This window comes from Streptomyces sp. NPDC028331 (assembly GCF_055565775.1).
Map to the genome: position 1 here is coordinate 1 of NZ_JBVHTR010000020.1, position 18503 is coordinate 18503.

The following is an 18503-nucleotide window of genomic DNA, read 5'->3' on the forward strand; positions in this document are numbered from 1 at the left end:
GGCCGAGACCCGCGAGGTCCTGATCAGGTCCCTGGCGATGCTGCACGCCAAGCACGCCGACCTGCCCTCCCGCAAGCACGGCAACCCCCCGCAGTGACGGAGGAGGCCCCCATGCATCCCGTCGTACGCGTCGAACGCGGCCACGCCGAGCCGGAGGAACTCGCCGCCCTCACGGCCGTTCTGCTGGCCCGCTCCGCCGGCCGCCCGGCCGCGACCGGCCCGGACCGTCCCGGCCGCGCGAAGGCCGGCTGGCGCCGCCCGGACCGGGCCCCCGGCTTCCCGGCGGCCCACAGCTGGCGCACCTGAACATCCCCACCGAAGGATTCAGCCCATGACCTACGTCATCGCCCAGCCCTGTGTCGACGTCAAGGACAAGGCGTGCATCGAGGAGTGCCCGGTCGACTGCATCTACGAAGGCCGGCGCTCCCTCTACATCCACCCGGACGAATGCGTGGACTGCGGCGCCTGCGAACCGGTCTGCCCGGTCGAGGCGATCTTCTACGAGGGCGACACCCCTCAGGAGTGGAAGGACTACTCCGCGGCGGGCACCGAGTTCTTCGAGGAGCTCGGCTCACCGGGCGGCGCGAGCGCGCTGGGCCCGGTCGGCCGCGACCATCCCCTCGTCGCCGCCCTGCCCCGACAGGCCTCCTGAGCCGGGAGCGGGTGGCGCGACGCCGCCGCCCACGCCCGGCTGCCCGGGCACGTGCAGCGACCGCCCGAGTTCCGCCAGGTGCCGGCGGACGTGCCGGAGCGCGCCCGCGCGGCGCCCCGGTACCCGTTCGCGCAACTCGGCCAGGGCGGGACCCAGTTCGCGGGCGCGGGCCGTGTCCCCCATGCGGCCCCACTGGTGGTGGGCGCGGTCGACGGCCGCCTCCACCGCCGGATCGCTCGGCGACTGGCCGGCCGCGAGGCGGGCGGTGGCGACCGTCAGCCAGGTCTCACAGCTACGGCCCGCGTCGCCCGCGAGCATCGCGAGGTCGGCGCGGACCTCCATCCAGTGCAGCGCCTCCGGGGAGCCGGAGCCGTACTGCCGCAGCGCGGCCTGTTCCCACTGCGCGGCGAGCGCGGCGGCCTCCGCGTGCCTGCCGTTCTGGACGGCGGCGGTGAGGGCGGCGTGGGGGTCGGGGGACGCGGCCGGGGGCGGTGGGGGTGCGGGGACGGGCTGCCGGCTCCTCTGGACGGGGAGCTGTGCCGGCACCTGGTGGGGTGCGACCAGTACGTCCCCCCGCGTCCCGTCGTCCGCGTACGCCCGGGTCACCGCCTGGTGGTGGAGGGTGGCCGGGTCCGGGCGGTGACCGCTGCGCAGCAGGGTCGCGAGGGCCTTCATGTAGGCGGGGGCCGCGACCGAGCGGCGCGGGGGCGGTGCGGCGATGCGGCCGTAGAGGGGAACCGCGGGGCCGCAGTCCAGCGAGATGCCGCGCAGGTGCTGCCAGGTCTCCGGGTCCGCGTGCAGATCCGCGAACACGTGCGTCGCACCGGGCGGGCGCAGCCGCAGCTCCTCGCGGAACCAGTGCCAGGGGAAGCCGGTGTAGCGGACGGTGGCCGGGGTGGTGCGGGCCAGCGCCAGGTGCGGCAGGTGCTGGCGGCGGTCGAGCTGGAGCTGCCCGGTGAGGAACATCGTCAGCGGGCCGGGGGCGGCCGCGGCGGCGCGCAGCCGGGTGAGGACGGCCTGCGGCTCCAGCGGGTCGGCCAGTTCCACCACGTTCGCCGTGTCCGTGCCGGACAGCACCGGCGGGGCGACGGCCGCGAGCACCGGAAGCACGGAGGCCGCGTCCACCAGACGTCCCTTGCCCGCCGGCGAGGCCGCGAGCAGCAGCACGGTTCCGGGCATCGTTCCCACCCCCATCGATCAGCTACGTCAGCACCGTAACCTCTGCGCCTGCAAAGGGGCGACGTGGTCCGGCGAACGCCCGGTGGTCCACGGGCGGGAGGGGGCCGCACCGCGAGGACCGTCGTGCCGTCGGCCAGGCGGCCGCGGTCGCGTCGGCGTGGCGTCGGCGTCGGCGTCGGCGTCGGCGTCGGCGTCGGCGTCGGCGTCGGCGCAGGGTGCCGTCGCGCGCCGGGCGGACGGGACGGTCCTCACGAGCTCCACCGGAACACGCCCCGGAAGACCTCGCATCCCGACTTGCCCGCCGCCCCGGTCAGGGTGTGCCCTGGTGTGCAGGGCGAGGAGAGAGGAGTGCTCCCATGGCTCATGCGGCACCCGCATCGGGGACCCCGTACCCACCCGCCACCACTTCCCGCGCACCCGTCCCGGCCCATCGGCCGCCGGACCTCTTCGACCGGCGTGTGCACCGCCTCGCACGGCTGGCCGTGCCCCTCGCCATCGGGCTGGTCTACGGCTACTGGGCCGCGGCCAACCGGCGTCAGGGCGGCCCCATCACCGGCTGGAACCTCGTGTTCGGCTTCGCCTGCACGATCGGGTTCACGGTGCTGTGCTCCGCCCTGTTCCACGTGGCCCCGCGTCTGCGGCGCGAGGCGCACGCGGCGATGTGGGGGGCGTTCACGGGCATCGCGCTCGGCTTCCTGTACATCCAGGCCAACGTCAGCGTGCAGCACGCGGCGGGCCTGGCGCTCGTGGTCGGGCTGGCCGTGTTCCTGATCGACTTCTACCGCTACTACACGCACGAGGACGGGCGGGGCCGCCGGGTCGCCTGACCCCGCCCCCGGACGTCACCGCACGGCCCCGGCGCCCGGGCCCGCACCGGCCCGACCCGCCGGGGCCGCCGCCCGTCCACGGCCACCGGCCCCGTCCGCCCTGCCGTCCCGGTCGCTCCGCCCCGCCCACCCGGTCCACCCGGTCCCCCCGGTCCCCCCGGCCCGCCCAGTCCACCCAGTCCACCCGGTCCACCCGTTTGCAGGCGGTCCGCTCGCGCACCGCCCGGGCCGGCGCTTGTCTGGTGACGTGTCCCGACGTGTTCGCAGCGTCCTGTCCGCCGTGCTGGTCGGCCTCGCGTGTCTGCTCGCGCCGCTCGGCGTGCTCGCCGCGTGGGCCGAGTACGGCATCGAGGACGCCGCCCGCTACGCCGCCACCACCGCCCCCCTCGCCTCCGACACCGAGGTCCGCGACGCCATCGCCGGCGCCGTCACCGACGGCATCATGCGCGACGTGCGCGTCAGCCCGCCGCTGCGGGGCTCCGTGCACGCCTTCGTCCGCGACGCCGTGCGCTCGTTCACGGACACGGAGGCCTTCCGCGCCGCCTGGGACACCGCGAACCTCAGCGCGCACGACGCCGTGATGCGCGCCCTGCACGACGACGACCGCGGCGACGGGCCCGTCACCCTCGACCTCGCCCCCGTCACCGAGAGCATGAAACGGCAGCTCGCCGACGAGCATGTGCCGTTCGCGGGCCGCATCCCCGTCGCCCACACCGAGATCACGCTGTTGCAGTCGCAGGACCTGACGAAGCTCCGGAAGGGGTTCCACGTGCTCGAAGTCGCGGATTTCTGGCTTCCCGTCGCCACCGTGGTCTTCGCCGTGGCCGGCATCCTGGTGGCCGTCTGCCGCCGCCGGGCGGTGCTGGCGACCGGCCTCGGCACCGCGCTGGGCGCGGCCCTGCTCGGGATCGCGATCGCGGTGGGGCGCCGCATGACGCTGGCGGACCTGCCGCCGGACGTGTCGCACCCGGCGGCCGGCGCGGTCTACGACGCGCTCACCGAGACCCTGCGCCTGGTCGCCTGGCTGCTGTTCGGGCTCGGGCTCCTGGTGGCGGGGGCCGCCTGGCTCGCGGGCCGGTACGTGCGACGCCGGCGAGCGTCCGAGCAGCCCGCACCGGTTCCGGCGGAACAGCCGTCGCAGGTCCAGGCCTGACCCCCACGGCGGCACGTCCTCCCCCGGCCCCACGAGTGAGGACCCGGCTCACGGACCCGCACGCGCCACCTCGGCGAGCACCCCGAGAGCCCACGCCAGTTCCCGGGGAGCGACCGTCGCGAGCCCGAGCCTGACGCAGTCCGCGGCGGCTCCCTCCGCGCCGCGTCCGTCCACCGCGAAGGCCGGGCCCGGCGTCACCGCGATCCCGCGCTCGGCGGCCGCCGCCGCGAACACGTCCGCGCGCCAGGGCCGCGGCAACCGCCACCAGGCGAAACAGGCCCGCGGGTCGGCCCGCACGGTGAAATCGCCCAGGTGCTCGACGACCAGCCGCTGCCGCGCCCGCGCGTCCGCCCGTTTCGCCTCCACCAGCCGCGACACGGTCCCGTCCCCGATCCACCGCGCCGCCGCCTCCAGGGCGAACCGCCCCGCCGTCCACCCGCCCGAGCGCAGCGCCCCCGCCGCGTCCTCGGCCCGGCCCTCGGGCACGACGAGGAACCCGACGGTGAGCCCGGGCGCGACCCGCTTCGACAGTCCGTCCACGACGTACGTGCGTTCGGGCGCATAGGCGGCCAGGGGATCGCCGCCGTCCTCGCCGCACAGGAACGACCAGATGCGGTCCTCGACGGCCGGAAGCCGCAGGTCCCGCAGCACGTCCGCGAGTCGACGCCTTCGCTCCGGGCTCGTCGTCACCGACGTGGGGTTGTGGAGCACCGGCTGGACGTAGACCGCGGACAGCGGCGCGGAGCGGTGCGCGGCGGCGAGCGCGTCCGGTTCCAGGCCCTCCTCGTCCGTGGCGATCGGCACCAGCACCACGCCCAGGCGCGCCGCGATCTCCTTGACCAGCGGGTACGTCAGCCACTCCACGCCGAGGCGGCCCCCGGGCGGGACCAGGGCGGCGAGGGCGCCCGCGATGGCCTGCCGGGCGTTGCCGGCGAACAGCACCCGGTCCGGGGCCGGGCGCCAGCCCCCGGTGGCGAGGAGCGTCGCGGCGGCCTCGCGCGCGGCGGGTGTCCCCGCGGCGGGCGCGGTGCGGGTCGCCTCGGCGAGGACGTCGGGCCGCAGCAGCGACGCGAGCCCGGCGGCGAGCAGCTCCGACTGGCCGGGTGCGACGGGGTAGTTGAGCTCCAGGTTGACCGCCGCACCGCTCGACGGTTCGGCCAGCGCGCGGCCCGTCGGCACCGGTGAGGCCCGGACGAAGGTGCCCCGCCCGACCTCGCCCACCACCAGCCCGCGCCGTACGAGTTCGCCGTACACCCGCCCCGCCGTCGACGCCGCGATACCGCGCCGCCGCGCGAACGCCCGCTGCGGCGGCAGCCGTTGACCGGGCCGCAGCCGGCCGGAGGCGATGTCCGCGGCGATGCGGTCGGCGATCCGCCGGTAGTCGTCCACGATTCCCCCTCGCCCGCGGGCCGTTCGGGATTGCACCGAGCGCAAAGATCTTATTGCACCGAGGAGTGGGCCACACCTAGGGTCATGGGCATGGCACCCTTCCTCGCATACGAGGACAGAGGCACCGATACCGGTCGGCTGCCGCTCGTCCTGGTCCACGGCCACCCCTTCGACCGCACGATGTGGTCCCCGCAGCAGACGGAGTTCGCACGCACCCGCCGTGTGATCGCCCCCGACCTGCGCGGCTACGGCGCCTCGCCGGTCGTCCCCGGGATCACCCCGCTCGGGACGTTCGCCGACGACATCGCGGCGCTCCTCGACGACCTGGGCGTGGACCGTTGCGTGCTCGGCGGGCTGTCCATGGGCGGCCAGATCGTCATGGAGTGCTGGTCCCGTTTCCCGGAGCGGATCGCCGGGCTGGTCCTCGCGGACACCTTCGCGGCGGCGGAGACCGAGGAGGGCAGGCGGGGCCGCCACGCCATGGCGGACAAGCTGCTGCGCGAGGGCATGCAGGGGTACGCCGACGAGGTGCTGCACCGGATGGTCGCGCCCTACGCGGACGCCGACGTGAAGGCGCACGTCCACCGCATGATGACGGCGACGTCCCCCGAGGGCGCGGCGGCGGCCCTGCGCGGCCGCGCGGAGCGGCCCGACTACCGCGAGCTGCTCACCCGCGTCACGGTGCCGGCCCTGGTGGTGGTCGGCGAGGACGACACGTACACGCCGGTCACCGACGCGCAGGCCCTGCACGCGGCACTGCCCGACGCCACGCTGCACGTCGTGGCGGGCGCCGCGCACCTGCCGAACCTGGAGCGGCCGGAGGAGTTCAACAAGGCGCTCGGGGAGTTCCTGGAGCGGCTCGATCCTTGACGCGGGGCCCCGGGCTCACCCGTTCGGACCGGATCACCCTGCGGGGCACCCTCCATGGGGTGAACCTGCGGGAGAAGGCCCGTCCCGAGGAGGCGACCCCCATGGTCCAGCACACCGCATCCACCACGCACGCCAGGCAGACGGCATGGGCCACCGGCGGCATGGCGTTCGCCGGGGTCCTGATGGCGGTCGGCGGCATCGTCGGCGTGCTGAACGGCATCGCCGGCATCGCCACGAACAACGTCTACGTCCGCGTCGGCAACTACGTGTACCAGTTCAGCCTCGCCACATGGGGCTGGATCCACCTGGTCGTCGGCGCGCTGCTGGCGGTCACGGGGTGGGGCGTCCTGCAGGGCATGGAGTGGGCGCGCCGGGTGGGCGTGGGCCTGGCGGCCCTCTACATGATCCTCTACTTCATGTTCCTGCCGTACGCCCCGCTCTGGTCCATCATCGCCATCGCGATCGGCGGCTTCGTGATCTGGTCCCTGGTCACGGCACCGCGCACGGAACGGGTCCCGTAGCTCCCCCGCAGCACCGCCCCCGCACCGCAGGACCAGTGGGCGTCGTCGTGTGCCTGTCCCTCGGCACCGACGGCGCCACTCCCGTGCCCGGGGGCTTCCGCACTTTGCTCTCCCCGGACGAATCCTTGGCGTGGGCGTGACGTCAGGGCGATCGGGTGTGCGGGAGCAGCGCCGAGCGCCGAACCGTCGGTGAACCGGATGGAACCGTACGGGGGTTGAGAGACGGCGGACGTGGCGTGCCGCGTGAACCGAGCCGTCCCGCCCCCGAGGATGTGTAACGGCGGAATCGCGGTATTGACAGGCGGCGGTTCCGATGTTCGGACGCTACCCAGGATCGCCGCCTTTGGCCGCTAACCTTACGTGTCCGTCCTGGCCAGGGATTGACGGGCATCAACTCACGCGAAGGGTTGCGCACATGGGCATTCTCACTCTCCTGCGGAACGCGTTCGGCCGCTCACGCAAGGGTCGCTCCGCCGAGGAGGAGCCCACGCGGGAGCCACAGGAGCCGACGGTCCCGGCCCAGTCGACGGCCGGGGAACCCGCGGTGCCGACGCAGTCGACGTCCACGGAACCCGCGGTGCCGACGCAGTCGACGTCCACCGAACCCGCGGTGCCGACGCAGTCGACGGGCCGTACGGACGAGCACGAACTGGTGGCGGCGGCGTTCGACAACGTGACGGTGCCGAGGCAGCCGACGTCCAGGGACGAGCCGCCGACGGCCCGGACGAAGCCCGATGCCGAGACGGCACCCGAGCCGGAGCCCACGGCGGAGCCCACCGCCGAGCCGCAGTCGCAGGCCGATGCCCGCCCCGAGCCTGAGGCCGAGCCGCAGAGCGACGCCCAGCCCGAGCCGGAGGCCCCGGCGGAGCCCACCGCCGAGACGGCACCCGAAACCGAGCCGGAGGCCGACGCCCAGCCTGAGACGGAGGCCGAGCCGGCGCCTGAGCCGCAGGCCGAGGCCGAGGCCGAGGCCGAGGCCGAGGCCGAGGCCGAAACGACGCCCGAAGCCGAGCAGGAGACCGAGGCCCAGCCCGAGACGGCACCCGAGCCAGAGGCGAAGGGTGAGACCGAGGCGGAGCCGCAGGTCGAGACCGAGCCGCAGCCCGAGGCCGAACCGCACTCCGCCGCCCAGCCCGAGCCCGAACCGCACGCCGAGGCCGAGGCCGAGCCGGAGGCGAAGGCCGAGCCGGACGACCGGTCCGAGCCGGAGGCCGAGGTGGCGACCGAGACGGACGCCCCCGCGGAGCCCGCCCGCCAGGTCGCCGCCGAACCGGTGGAGGAGGTCGCCGCCGAGCCTGAGCGCACGGAGGGTGAGAGCGAGGCGACCGCCGAGGAGGAGAACCGCGAGCCGGAAACCGAGACGGCGCCCGGGCCCGAGCCCGAGCCGGAGGCCCCCGCCGCCGAGGTGACGGCGGAGCCGGAGCCGACGGCCGAGGCCCCGGAACCGGCCCCCGCCGACGACCCGGTAACCGTCGACGGCGAGGAAGCCCCGAGGGAGTCGCCCGCGGCCGACGGGGGCACCCCCGCCGAAGGCGAAGCCGAGGCGGGCCCCGCCACCGAGGCGGAGGCCGTCGCCCCCGGCCTCCGAACCGCCTACAAGGCCGCCGCCACCGTCCTCGAGAACCACGGCCTCACCGGCACCCGGGCCAAGGTCTACCTCGTGCTCGACCGCTCCGCCTCCATGCGCCCGTACTACAAGGACGGCTCCGCGCAGGCCCTCGGCGAGCAGGCCCTCGCCCTCGCGGCCCACCTCGACCCCGAGGCCACGGTCCCCGTCGTCTTCTTCTCCACCGAACTGGACGGCACCGGCGAGCTCACCCTCGCCGACCACGAGAACAAGATCGACACCCTCCACGCCTCCCTCGGCCGTATGGGCCGCACCAGCTACCACGCGGCCGTGGAAGCGGTGATCGCGCACCACGACAAGTCCGAGGACCCCGCCCTCCCCGCCCTGGTGATCTTCCAGACGGACGGCGCCCCCGACGCGAAGACCCCAGCCACCCAGTCCCTGACCGACGCCGCGAAGAGCCACCCCCACCTCTTCTTCTCCTTCGTCGCCTTCGGCGACCCGGAGAACAAGGCCTTCGACTACCTCCGCAAGCTCAAGACGGACACCACGTCGCACTTCCTGGCCGGCGAAACGCCGCGCGAGCTCACGGACGCCGAGGTCTACGAGGGCGTACTGGCGAACTGGCGCCCGTAACACCCCACCCGCCCCCTCGGACGCCGCCCGCTTCTCGCCTCGCAAAACGGGAAGCGGGCGGCGTACCCGTGTCGGCTACGATTTCAAGGTTCGCAGACGACGCTCAGCCGGCCCGAGAACCGGCGGCCGTCACCCCACGTACCGACCTGGGAGCAGCCCGCGATGGCTCGACACCTCATCACCAGCGCCCTTCCGTACATCAACGGGATCAAGCACCTGGGCAACATGGTGGGGTCCATGCTCCCGGCCGACGTGTACTCCCGTTACCTCCGCCAGCGCGGACACGAGGTCCTGTACATCTGCGCGACGGACGAGCACGGCACCCCGGCCGAGCTGGCCGCCAAGGAGCAGGGCCTCCCGGTGGACGAGTTCTGCGCCCAGGCCCACGACGCCCAGAAGGCGGTCTACGACGGCTTCAACCTGGCGTTCGACTACTTCGGCCGCAGCTCGTCCCTGCAGAACCGCGAGATCACCCAGGAGATCGCCCGCGAGCTGAAGGCGAACGGCTTCATCGAGGAGCGGGCCATCCGCCAGGTGTACTCGAACGCCGACGGCCGCTTCCTGCCGGACCGGTACATCATCGGCACCTGCCCGCACTGCGGCTACGACAAGGCCCGCGGCGACCAGTGCGAGAACTGCACCCGGGTCCTGGACCCGACCGACCTGATCGACCCGCGTTCGGCGATCAGCGGCAGCAGCGACCTGGAGGTCCGCGAGACCAAGCACCTCTTCCTCCTGCAGTCGGCCCTGGCCGACGAGGTCGAGGCCTGGGTGGACGAGCGCGCCGACAACTGGCCGGTCCTCGCCTCCTCCATCGCCCGCAAGTGGCTCACCGAGGGCCTGCACGACCGCGCGATCACCCGTGACCTCGACTGGGGCGTCCCGGTCCCCGCCGACACCTGGCCGGACCTGGCCGCCGAGGGCAAGGTCTTCTACGTGTGGTTCGACGCCCCGATCGAGTACATCGGCGCCACCAAGGAGTGGGCGGACCAGGACCCGGAGCACCGCGACTGGCGCTCCTGGTGGTGGGAGTCGGACGCCGACGTCCACTACACCCAGTTCATGGGCAAGGACAACGTGCCCTTCCACAGCGTGATGTTCCCGGCCACCCTGCTGGGCACCCGCGCGCCGTGGAAGAAGGTCGACGTCATCAAGGCCTTCAACTGGCTCAACTACTACGGCGGCAAGTTCTCCACCTCGCAGAAGCGCGGCGTCTTCACGCACGACGCGCTGGAGATCCTGCCCGCCGACTACTGGCGCTACTTCATGATGGCGAACGCGCCCGAGTCGGACGACTCCTCCTTCACCTGGGAGCACTTCACGGCCACGGTGAACAAGGACCTCGCCGACACGCTGGGCAACTTCGTCAACCGCGTGCTCTCCTTCTCCCGCAAGCGCTTCGGCGACGCGGTCCCCGAGGGCGGCGAGCCGGGCGAGGCCGAGGCCAAGCTGGGCGCGGAGATCGCCCGCCTGCTCGCGGAGTACGAGGAGCACATGGAGGCCATCCAGTTCCGCAAGGCGGCGGCCGCGCTGCGCGCCCTGTGGTCGGCCGGCAACTCCTACCTCGAGGAGAAGGCCCCCTGGCTGGAGATCAAGACGAACAAGGAGGGCGCGGCCCTCACCCTGCGCACGGCGATGAACCTGATCCACCTGTACGCGGTGGTCTCCGAGCCGTTCATCCCGACGTCCTCGGCGGCCATGCGCACGGCCTTCGGCCTGAAGGACGACACGGCGACCTGGGTCACGCAGGAGGAGGCCAAGTCCCTCACCGCCGTCGCCCCGGGCACCCCCTTCACGGTCCCGCCGGTCCTGTTCGCCAAGCTGACGGACGAGGACCTGGCCGCGTACAAGGAGCGGTTCGGCGGCGAGTCGGAGTAGCCGCGCCCGCACGGTGATCAGGGCCCGGGAGCCGGGAGGCTTCCGGGCCCCGCTCTTTCCGCACCCCTGGGAGAGAACCCCGGCGCCGGTGGTGCCGGAACCGGAGGCCGCCCAGCCGTCCTCGGCGGGCAGCACCTGGTGGGCGAGGTCGACGCCACCGGCGTTCGCGTTCATCACGAGCGCGCCGGCACCGGGCCCGCCGGCCGCCACGGCGGCGACGGAAACCACGCCCGGGAGTCGTCCAGGCATGAGTCGACGAACTGCACGAAGGCCGCCGCGCTCTCGGCGTCGATGGTGCGCAAAGCGGCTACCAGGGATTCCAGTATGGCCGCGACCCTCGGCCCCTTGCCATGTGTCATCGCCGAGGGCACCGCGAGGGGTACGTCCCGCTCGGCCTCCCGCGCGTCCGCGATCAGCGGCACGTTGTGCGGGCCCAACGGCCGTACCGTCATCGAAGGACGGCCAGGGAGACCGCGATGGATGGGCTCGGCCGCCCAGGCTGCCGTGGCACTGTTCTGTGTGATGACGATCAGCACCGGCTCGCAGCCGTATGCCTCGTGCGACGAGCTGACCATCCGCTCTCCTTGCCGTACGACGTGATCAACGCCGTACGCCGCACCGAGGTCACGCGACACGCCCCTCACAGCAGAGGCCCGGAACCGGATGACGAACCGGCCGGGCCTCTCCATGCGAAAGTGGCCCGGAACCGACCGTCGGTTCCGGGCCGCCCTCGCGCGTCGCCTACTTCGCCTGCGGCTTGCGCACCGCGATGTGCAGTTCCCTCAGCCGCGCCTCGTCCAGCTCCGTCGGCGCGCCCATCATCAGGTCCTGGGCGTTGCCGTTGAGCGGGAACGCGATCGTCTCGCGGATGTTCGGCTCGTCCGCCAGGAGCATCACGATGCGGTCGATGCCCGGGGCGATGCCGCCGTGCGGCGGGGCGCCGAAGCGGAACGCGCGGAGCATGCCGGCGAACTCGCGCTCCACCGTCTCCTCGTCGTAGCCCGCGATACCGAAGGCCTTGAGCATGATGTCCGGCTCGTGGTTCCGGATCGCGCCCGAGGACAGCTCCACGCCGTTGCAGACGATGTCGTACTGCCAGGCCAGGATGTCCAGCGGGTCCTGGGTCTCGAGGGCCTCCATGCCGCCCTGGGGCATCGAGAAGGGGTTGTGGGAGAAGTCGATCTTCCCGGTGTCCTCGTCCTTCTCGAACATCGGGAAGTCGACGATCCAGCAGAAGCGGAAGACGCCCTCCTCGAAGTGGCCGGCCCGCTTGGCGGCCTCCACCCGGACCGCGCCCATGATCTTGGAGACCTCGTCGAACTCGCCCGCGCCGAAGAACACCGCGTGGCCGGCCGACAGCGACAGCCGCTTGGTCAGCTCGGCGACGTCGTCCTCGGTCAGGAACTTCGCGATCGGACCCGACAGCGAGCCGTCCTCGCCGACCCGCACCCACGCCAGGCCCTTGGCGCCCTGCTCCACCGCGTACTCGCCGAGCTGGTCGAAGAACTTGCGGGGCTGGTCCTGCACGGACGGCACCGGCAGCGCGCGCACGTGCTTGCCCGCGAACGCCTTGAACTCCGAGCCCTCGAAGATGTCGGTGATGTCGACCAGCTCGAGCTGGGCGCGCAGGTCCGGCTTGTCCGAGCCGTACTTCAGCATCGCCTCGCGGAACGGGATCCGCGGGAACGGGGAAGTGACGTGCCGGCCGTCCCCGAACTCCTCGAAGATCTCCGTCATCAGCTTCTCGATCGGCTGGAACACGTCCTCCTGCTCGACGAAGGACATCTCCACGTCGAGCTGGTAGAACTCGCCCGGCGAACGGTCCGCGCGCGCGTCCTCGTCACGGAAGCAGGGCGCGATCTGGAAGTAGCGGTCGAAGCCGGAGATCATCAGGAGCTGCTTGAACTGCTGCGGGGCCTGCGGCAGGGCGTAGAACTTGCCCGGGTTCAGGCGGGAGGGGACCACGAAGTCGCGGGCGCCCTCGGGGGAGGTCGCCGTCAGGATCGGCGTCGCCATCTCGTTGAAGCCCATCGCCGCCATCTTGTGGCGGATCGCCGAGATCACGGCCGTGCGCAGCATGATGTTGCGGTGCATGCGCTCGCGGCGCAGGTCCAGGAAGCGGTACTCCAGGCGCCGCTCCTCGTTGACCCCGTCCTCGGTGTTGATCGTGAAGGGGAGCGGGGCGGCCGCGCCCAGCACCTCGACCTCGCCGACCTCGATCTCGATCTCACCGGTCGGCAGGTCCGGGTTCACGTTCTCCGTGCCACGGGAGACGACCTTGCCGTCGACGCGGACGACCGTCTCCTTGGAGAGCTTGTCCAGGGCCTCGTACGACGCCGTGCCCGGGCGGGCGACGAGCTGCGTGATGCCGTAGTGGTCCCGCAGATCGATGAAGAGGATGCCGCCCAGGTCGCGCCGATTGTGCAGCCAGCCGCTCAGCCGGACGTCCTTGCCGACGTCAGAGGCGCGGAGCTCGCCGCAGGTGTGGGACCTGTACCGGTGCATCGTCGTTCATCCAGTCTTCGCAGGATCGGGGTCCGACCGGGGCCGCTCGCCCCGGCGCCTCCGGGCGGGCACGGCCCGGACCCATCAAGCGTACCGGCCGCCCCAAGATCGCCTCGCCCCGATTCTTCCGGGGCACAGAGATCACCCCGAACCGGCCCAAGATCGGCTTTTCCAAACTTTCGGTGGCACCTCCCGATCCCCTCTTCTTACAGTGGGGCAATGCGCACTGGTGAGCCCCTGCCCGCCGTGGGGGAGGTCCTGTCCGACCTCGCGACCGGCATGTGGCGCTACGACGCCGCCGCCGGGCTCGTCACCCTGGATGCCGAGGCCGCGCGGCTCGTCGGGCTGCCCGCGGAGCCGACCACGCTCACCGAGGCCCAGATGCGCGCCCGGTTCCACCCGGTCGACTGGAACGAGGTCGACGGGGTCGTCCAGCTCGCCCTCGCCGAGGGCACCATCGCCGAGGTCCGCATGCGGATCATGGACGAGCACAACCGTGTCGTCCGTATCGTCCGCAGCCGCTCCAAGCCGTCGCTCGACACGCGCACCGGCGAGTACAAGCTGGTCGGCACCCTCCAGGAGGTCACCGAGCCGGTCCCCGGCGCCACCACCCGCGCCCCCGTCATCGGCGACTGGCGCCGTTCCCGCGAGGCGTTCCTGCTGGACGCGGGGCGCGCGCTGGCCGAGGCACGGTCCACGGAGGAGGTGCTGCGGGTCGCGGCCGGGCTGTCGATGCCCGGGTTCTCCCCCGACGGGCTCGCCGTCTTCGGGGTGGAGGGCGACCGGCTGACCGTCATCGGCCACCACGGGCACAAGCCGGGCGACGAGGCCCCCTTCACCCAGATGTCGCTGGAGACGGACTACCCGGCCGCCGAGGTCGTCCGCACCGGCCGCGCCGTGTACATGTCCTCACCGGAGGAGTACAAGGGCCGCTACCCCGCGTCCTGGCCGCTCGCCGCGCAGTTCGGCCGCCAGTCGTGGGCGTTCCTGCCGCTCACCGTCGCGGGACGCACGATGGGCGCCTGGATGGCGGCGTTCAAGCACCCGGTCGCCTTCACGCCCGACGAGCGTTCGGTGCTCACCACGGTCGCCCGCATGCTCGCCCAGGCCCTCACCCGCGCGGGCGCCGCCGAGACGGAGCGGGAGCTGACGGACGGGCTGCAGCGCTCGATGATGCCCACCCTGGGCCCGCAGATACCCGGCATGACCGTGGCCGCGCGCTACATACCGACCGGCGGCGGGCTCCAGGTCGGCGGCGACTGGTACGACATGATCCAGCTCCCCGGCGGCCGGTTCGCGCTGACCATCGGCGACGTCCAGGGCCACGACGTGCGCGCCGCGGGCCTGATGGGCCAGCTCCGGATAGCCCTGCGCGCCTACGCCGCCGAGGGCCACCGCCCGGACGCGGTCCTCTCCCGCGCCTCCCGCTTCCTGCACGGCATGACCTACGGCGAGGACGGCGCCGACCTGCGCTTCGCGACCTGCCTCTACGTGGAGGTGGACCCGGCGACCGGGACGCTGGAGATCGCCCGCGCGGGCCACCCGGACCCCGCGATCCGCACCACCGACCGCACCGTGCTGATGCGGCCCACCTCGGGCGGACTGCCGCTCGGCATCGACCCGGACGCGGACTACCCGACCACCCGGCTCGTCCTCGAACCCGGCGAGACCATGCTGATCTGCACGGACGGCCTGATCGAGACCGGCGGGCACGACCTGGACACCGGCTGGCGGCGGATCCGGCGCATCCTCGAGGAGCACGACGGTGACATGGAGGAGCTCGCCGACGCGCTGGTCCAGGCCGTGCACGGGCCCTCCTCGCACTACGCCACCGGGCCGCTGACCGACCGGCGCGAGGACGACATCGCCGTGGTGCTGCTGTGCCGGGTGAGCGAGGTGGGCACCTGCGGCGGCACGGTCACCCCCGTGCGGCCGGTGGTGCGGCGTACGGCGCTGACGATCGCGCAGGCCGAACCCGAGCGGATCGCGGGCGCCCGGCAGCAGTTGCGCGAACTGCTGCACGACTGGCACTCCGCGGAGGAGATCGACTCGGCGGTGCTCCTGGCCTCCGAGCTGCTCACCAACGTCCTGGTGCACACCGACGGGGACGCGCTGCTGGTCGCCGAGATCTCGGGCGGCGTCGACGACCTGGGCGGCCGGCCCGGGCGCCGGGTCCGGGTGGAGGTCACGGACACCAGCGACGACCTCCCGCACAGGCGCCACCCCGGCGAACTGGCCTCCTCGGGACGCGGCCTGGTCCTCATGGAACTCCTCGCGGACGCCTGGGGCGTCGATCCGCGCGGCGAGGGCAAGAGCATCTGGTTCGAGCTGGAGGAGCCGGTGAAGGAGGACGCGGATCCGTAGACGTATGGGGACGGGCGTGCGGGGGCGGGCGTACGGAGACGGGCGTACGGAGACGGGCGTACGGTCCCGCGGTCCCGTGGCGGTCCGCACGGGTACCGCGCGCGCTGCCTGCCCTAGTCGTCCCGGTCCCGGCGAGCCTCCGGGGCGTGTCCGTACCGCGTCCGCAGCTCGTGCGCCACGCCGGACGCCGCCGCCGTCAGCGGCACGGCCAGCAGCATCCCCAGGACCCCGGCCACCGACGCCCCCGCGGTGATCGCCAGCAGCACCGCCGCCGGGTGCATCTGCACGGTCCGGCTCTGGATGACCGGCTGCAGCACGTGCCCCTCCAGCAACTGCACCGCGACGACCACACCGAGCGCCCACAGCGCGATCACGAAGCCGCGGTCGGCGAGGGCGACCAGGACGGCGACCGCGCCGGAGAGGAAGGCGCCGAGGTAGGGGATGTACGCCCCGACGAAGACGAGCGCGCCGAGGCCGATCGCCCCGGGCACCCGCAGCACCAGCAGCCCCACGGTGATGCAGAGGGCGTCGATGAGCGCGATGATCGTCGTACCCCGCATGAAGCCCTCGACGGCCTCGTAGGCGCGCCGGGCCACGGCTTCGACGGTGTCGGCGGTGCCGGGTGTGGCCATCGAGCGCAGCGTGTCGGCGGCCCGGTGGGAGTCGCGCAGGAAGAAGAAGACGAGCAGCAGGGCCAGGACGCCCATGGCGATGGTCTCGCTGACGACGCTGACCCCGCTGATCACGTTGCGGGCGGCGGTCTGGCCGAACCTGGCGAGCAGTTCCCTGGAGTGGGAGGCCAGGTCCTCGAGCGAGGTGCCGGCCGCCCCGAAGCGCCGCGCGAGCGACTTCCCGGCCCGTTCGAGGGAGGCGATGATCTGGTCGCCGGTGTCGACGAGCGCGGAGGCGACGACGTACACCGCCCCGCCGACCACGGCCAGGACGGCGACGCACGTGATCCCGGCCGCGAGCGACCGGTGCACGCCCACCCGCACCAGCCACCGGTGCAGCGGGCCGAGCAGCGCGCTCCCGAGCAGCGCCAGCAGGACCGGCACGACGGCCGTACGGAACTGGCCGCACAGCCGGATCACGATCCAGACGACCCCGGAGACCAGCAGGAACACCGCGCACCAGGCGGCGAGGCGGCGGACGGGGTCGGGGAGGAGCTGCACATCTCCAGCCGATCACGCCACGGGCGGGCTGTCCTGTGCGGACGGCCCGCCCGGGTGACGCCGCGTCAGGTGCCGGCGGGTCAGGAACCCTGCGGTCCGCTCTCGGTCATCCCGTGCACGGCCGGGATGGTCCCGAGGCGCCCCTTCTGGAAGTCCTCGAAGGCCTGCTGGAGCTCCTCGCGGGTGTTCATCACGAACGGCCCGTAGTGCGCCATCGGCTCGCGGATCGGCCGGCCGCCGAGGAGCACGACCTCCAGGTCCGGGGTGTGGGAGTCCTGCTTCTCGTCCGCGCGGACGGTCAGCGAGCCGCCCGCGCCGAAGACCGCGGTCTGGCCGAGGTGGATCGGACGCCGCTCGGTGCCGACCGCGCCGCGACCCGCCAGGACGTACGCCAGGCCGTTGAAGTCCTCCCGCCAGGGCAGGGTGATCTCCGCGCCCGGCGCGAGCGTCGCGTGGATCATCGTGATCGGGGTGTGGGTGATGCCGGGACCGGCGTGGCCGTCCAGCTCACCGGCGATGACGCGCAGCAGCGCACCGCCGTCCGGGGAGGTCAGCAACTGGACCTGGCCACCGCGGATGTCCTGGTAGCGCGGGGCCATCATCTTGTCCTTGGCCGGGAGGTTCACCCAGAGCTGCAGGCCGTGGAAGAGGCCGCCGGACATGACCAGGTGCTCCGGCGGGGCCTCGATGTGGAGCAGGCCCGAACCGGCGGTCATCCACTGGGTGTCGCCGTTGGTGATGGTGCCGCCACCACCGTGCGAGTCCTGGTGGTCGAAGACGCCGTCGATGATGTAGGTCACGGTCTCGAAGCCGCGGTGGGGGTGCCAGGGGGTTCCCTTGGGCTCGCCGGGCGCGTACTCCACCTCACCCATCTGGTCCATCATGATGAACGGGTCGAGGTGGCGGTAGTGGATCCCGGCGAAGGCGCGGCGGACCGGGAAGCCCTCGCCCTCGAAGCCGCTGGGCGCGGTCGTGACACCCAGGACGGGACGGGCCACCGCGTCGGCGGGCGCGACCACACGGGGAAGGGTCAGCGGGTTCTCGACGGTCACTGCGGGCATGTCGGTACCTCCTTGTGCTTCGAGTTTAGTTGACTGTTGAACTTTCTGCCACCCCGAAACACAGAAAGCCCGGAAGGCATTCCCTCCGGGCTCGCGGCGTGGGCTCGGCCGGCCGCAACCGGCCGGCGGCCGAACGACGACCTCAGCCGTACATGCGGCGCATCGCGAACTCGACCATCTGTTCCACCGCCTTCGCATCGAAGACCATCCGGTGCTCGCCCTCCATGTCCAGGACGAAGCCGTAGCCGGTCGGCAGCAGGTCGATCACCTCCGAGCCGGTGATCACGAAGTACTTGGACTCCTTGCCCGCGTACCGCCGCAGCTCCTTCAGCGAGGTGAACATCGGGATGACCGGCTGCTGCGTGTTGTGCAGCGCCAGGAAGCCGGGGTTGTCGCCGCGCGGGCAGTACACCTTGGACGTGGCGAAGATCTGCTGGAAGTCCTCGGCGGACATCGACCCCGTGGTGAACGCGCGGACCGCGTCCGCGAGCGACGGCGGCGACGGCTCGGGGTACAGCGGGGGCTGCTGGCCGTATCCGCCGGGCATCTGCCCGCCCGGCATCTGCTGCCCGGGCATCTGCTGCTGCGGCGAGGCGTACTGCTGCTGAGCACCCGCGTTCTGGTAGCCGTACATGCCCCAAAGAGTAATGGGCCACATATGGGCCGTGAGGGGTTGCTTCTTATTACCGACGGGTAGCATCATCGGAGCTACTTGTTGGTAGCTGAACC

General features: G+C 72.8%; 15 protein-coding genes and 1 pseudogene. 9 read left to right on the forward strand and 7 right to left on the reverse strand.

Annotated features, from left to right (window positions below; translation table 11 throughout):
- Positions 1-111: 111 nt before the first annotated feature.
- Both ACZ4SW_RS26315 and fdxA read left to right on the forward strand, forming a co-directional pair.
- A complete protein-coding gene (locus ACZ4SW_RS26315; protein ID WP_468250551.1) occupies positions 112-306 on the forward strand; it encodes an acyl-CoA carboxylase epsilon subunit in 195 nt (64 codons plus the stop codon).
- 25 nt (positions 307-331) lie between these two features.
- The gene (fdxA, locus tag ACZ4SW_RS26320) at positions 332-652 is read left to right on the forward strand and encodes a ferredoxin (protein ID WP_468250553.1); all 321 of its coding nucleotides are present in this window, start codon (positions 332-334) and stop codon (positions 650-652) included.
- Here the strand turns inward: fdxA and ACZ4SW_RS26325 are convergent.
- Positions 572-1831, reverse strand: a complete 1260-nt coding sequence (locus ACZ4SW_RS26325; RefSeq protein ID WP_468250555.1) for a hypothetical protein — start codon at positions 1829-1831, stop codon at positions 572-574. The two genes, fdxA and ACZ4SW_RS26325, sit on opposite strands and share 81 nt — an antisense overlap.
- Positions 1832-2187: 356 nt before the next feature.
- Here ACZ4SW_RS26325 and ACZ4SW_RS26330 point away from each other — a divergent pair, with 356 nt between their 5' ends.
- Entirely contained in the window at positions 2188-2658 is a 471-nt protein-coding gene (locus ACZ4SW_RS26330) for a hypothetical protein (protein ID WP_468250557.1), read from the forward strand.
- A gap of 247 nt (positions 2659-2905) precedes the next feature.
- Positions 2906-3811 carry a hypothetical protein gene (locus ACZ4SW_RS26335; protein WP_468250559.1) on the forward strand — a complete coding sequence of 302 codons (906 nt, stop codon included), beginning with the start codon at positions 2906-2908 and terminating at the stop codon, positions 3809-3811.
- A gap of 48 nt (positions 3812-3859) precedes the next feature.
- Here ACZ4SW_RS26335 and ACZ4SW_RS26340 read toward each other — a convergent pair whose 3' ends face one another.
- A complete protein-coding gene (locus ACZ4SW_RS26340; RefSeq protein ID WP_468250561.1) occupies positions 3860-5200 on the reverse strand; it encodes an aminotransferase-like domain-containing protein in 1341 nt (446 codons plus the stop codon).
- Positions 5201-5290: 90 nt separating this feature from the next.
- Between ACZ4SW_RS26340 and ACZ4SW_RS26345 the strand changes: the two genes are divergently transcribed.
- The 4 genes from ACZ4SW_RS26345 to metG all read left to right on the forward strand — a co-directional run bounded on the left by ACZ4SW_RS26345 (position 5291) and on the right by metG (position 10672).
- Entirely contained in the window at positions 5291-6070 is a 780-nt protein-coding gene (locus tag ACZ4SW_RS26345; RefSeq protein WP_468250563.1) for an alpha/beta fold hydrolase, read from the forward strand.
- Positions 6071-6171: 101 nt separating this feature from the next.
- Positions 6172-6591, forward strand: coding sequence for a DUF7144 family membrane protein (locus ACZ4SW_RS26350; RefSeq protein WP_468250786.1), 420 nt, complete (start codon positions 6172-6174; stop codon positions 6589-6591).
- A 415-nt stretch (positions 6592-7006) separates the two neighbouring features.
- A complete protein-coding gene (locus ACZ4SW_RS26355) occupies positions 7007-8794 on the forward strand; it encodes a VWA domain-containing protein (RefSeq protein WP_468250565.1) in 1788 nt (595 codons plus the stop codon).
- Between the two features lie 162 nt (positions 8795-8956).
- Positions 8957-10672, forward strand: a complete 1716-nt coding sequence (gene metG, locus ACZ4SW_RS26360) for a methionine--tRNA ligase (protein WP_468250567.1) — start codon at positions 8957-8959, stop codon at positions 10670-10672.
- 227 nt (positions 10673-10899) lie between these two features.
- On the opposite strand, the pseudogene ACZ4SW_RS26365 reads toward metG, so the two are convergent.
- Positions 10900-11229, reverse strand: a pseudogene (locus ACZ4SW_RS26365) (hypothetical protein); the annotation flags it as partial.
- 184 nt (positions 11230-11413) lie between these two features.
- Positions 11414-13177, reverse strand: a complete 1764-nt coding sequence (gene aspS, locus ACZ4SW_RS26370; RefSeq protein WP_468250569.1) for an aspartate--tRNA ligase — start codon at positions 13175-13177, stop codon at positions 11414-11416.
- Between the two features lie 219 nt (positions 13178-13396).
- Between aspS and ACZ4SW_RS26375 the strand changes: the two genes are divergently transcribed.
- Positions 13397-15541, forward strand: a complete 2145-nt coding sequence (locus ACZ4SW_RS26375) for an ATP-binding SpoIIE family protein phosphatase (protein ID WP_468250571.1) — start codon at positions 13397-13399, stop codon at positions 15539-15541.
- 113 nt (positions 15542-15654) lie between these two features.
- Here the strand turns inward: ACZ4SW_RS26375 and ACZ4SW_RS26380 are convergent, their stop codons facing one another.
- The 3 genes from ACZ4SW_RS26380 to ACZ4SW_RS26390 form a co-directional block, all read right to left on the reverse strand.
- Entirely contained in the window at positions 15655-16713 is a 1059-nt protein-coding gene (locus ACZ4SW_RS26380) for an AI-2E family transporter (protein ID WP_468250573.1), read from the reverse strand.
- Between the two features lie 80 nt (positions 16714-16793).
- Positions 16794-17774 (reverse strand): pirin family protein, encoded by a 981-nt coding sequence (locus ACZ4SW_RS26385; protein WP_468250575.1) that lies wholly within the window; start codon positions 17772-17774, stop codon positions 16794-16796.
- A gap of 142 nt (positions 17775-17916) precedes the next feature.
- Positions 17917-18408, reverse strand: a complete 492-nt coding sequence (locus tag ACZ4SW_RS26390) for an SseB family protein (protein ID WP_468250577.1) — start codon at positions 18406-18408, stop codon at positions 17917-17919.
- Positions 18409-18503: the final 95 nt, after the last annotated feature.

Coding starts and splice junctions, on each gene's coding strand:
- ACZ4SW_RS26390 (WP_468250577.1), bottom strand. CDS start 18,408: ATGTACGGCTACCAGAACGCGGGTGCTCAGCAGCAGTACGCCTCGCCG.
- ACZ4SW_RS26355 (WP_468250565.1), top strand. CDS start 7,007: ATGGGCATTCTCACTCTCCTGCGGAACGCGTTCGGCCGCTCACGCAAG.
- metG (WP_468250567.1), top strand. CDS start 8,957: ATGGCTCGACACCTCATCACCAGCGCCCTTCCGTACATCAACGGGATC.
- ACZ4SW_RS26375 (WP_468250571.1), top strand. CDS start 13,397: ATGCGCACTGGTGAGCCCCTGCCCGCCGTGGGGGAGGTCCTGTCCGAC.
- ACZ4SW_RS26325 (WP_468250555.1), bottom strand. CDS start 1,831: ATGCCCGGAACCGTGCTGCTGCTCGCGGCCTCGCCGGCGGGCAAGGGA.
- ACZ4SW_RS26385 (WP_468250575.1), bottom strand. CDS start 17,774: ATGCCCGCAGTGACCGTCGAGAACCCGCTGACCCTTCCCCGTGTGGTC.
- ACZ4SW_RS26315 (WP_468250551.1), top strand. CDS start 112: ATGCATCCCGTCGTACGCGTCGAACGCGGCCACGCCGAGCCGGAGGAA.
- ACZ4SW_RS26330 (WP_468250557.1), top strand. CDS start 2,188: ATGGCTCATGCGGCACCCGCATCGGGGACCCCGTACCCACCCGCCACC.
- fdxA (WP_468250553.1), top strand. CDS start 332: ATGACCTACGTCATCGCCCAGCCCTGTGTCGACGTCAAGGACAAGGCG.
- ACZ4SW_RS26350 (WP_468250786.1), top strand. CDS start 6,172: ATGGTCCAGCACACCGCATCCACCACGCACGCCAGGCAGACGGCATGG.
- ACZ4SW_RS26345 (WP_468250563.1), top strand. CDS start 5,291: ATGGCACCCTTCCTCGCATACGAGGACAGAGGCACCGATACCGGTCGG.
- aspS (WP_468250569.1), bottom strand. CDS start 13,177: ATGCACCGGTACAGGTCCCACACCTGCGGCGAGCTCCGCGCCTCTGAC.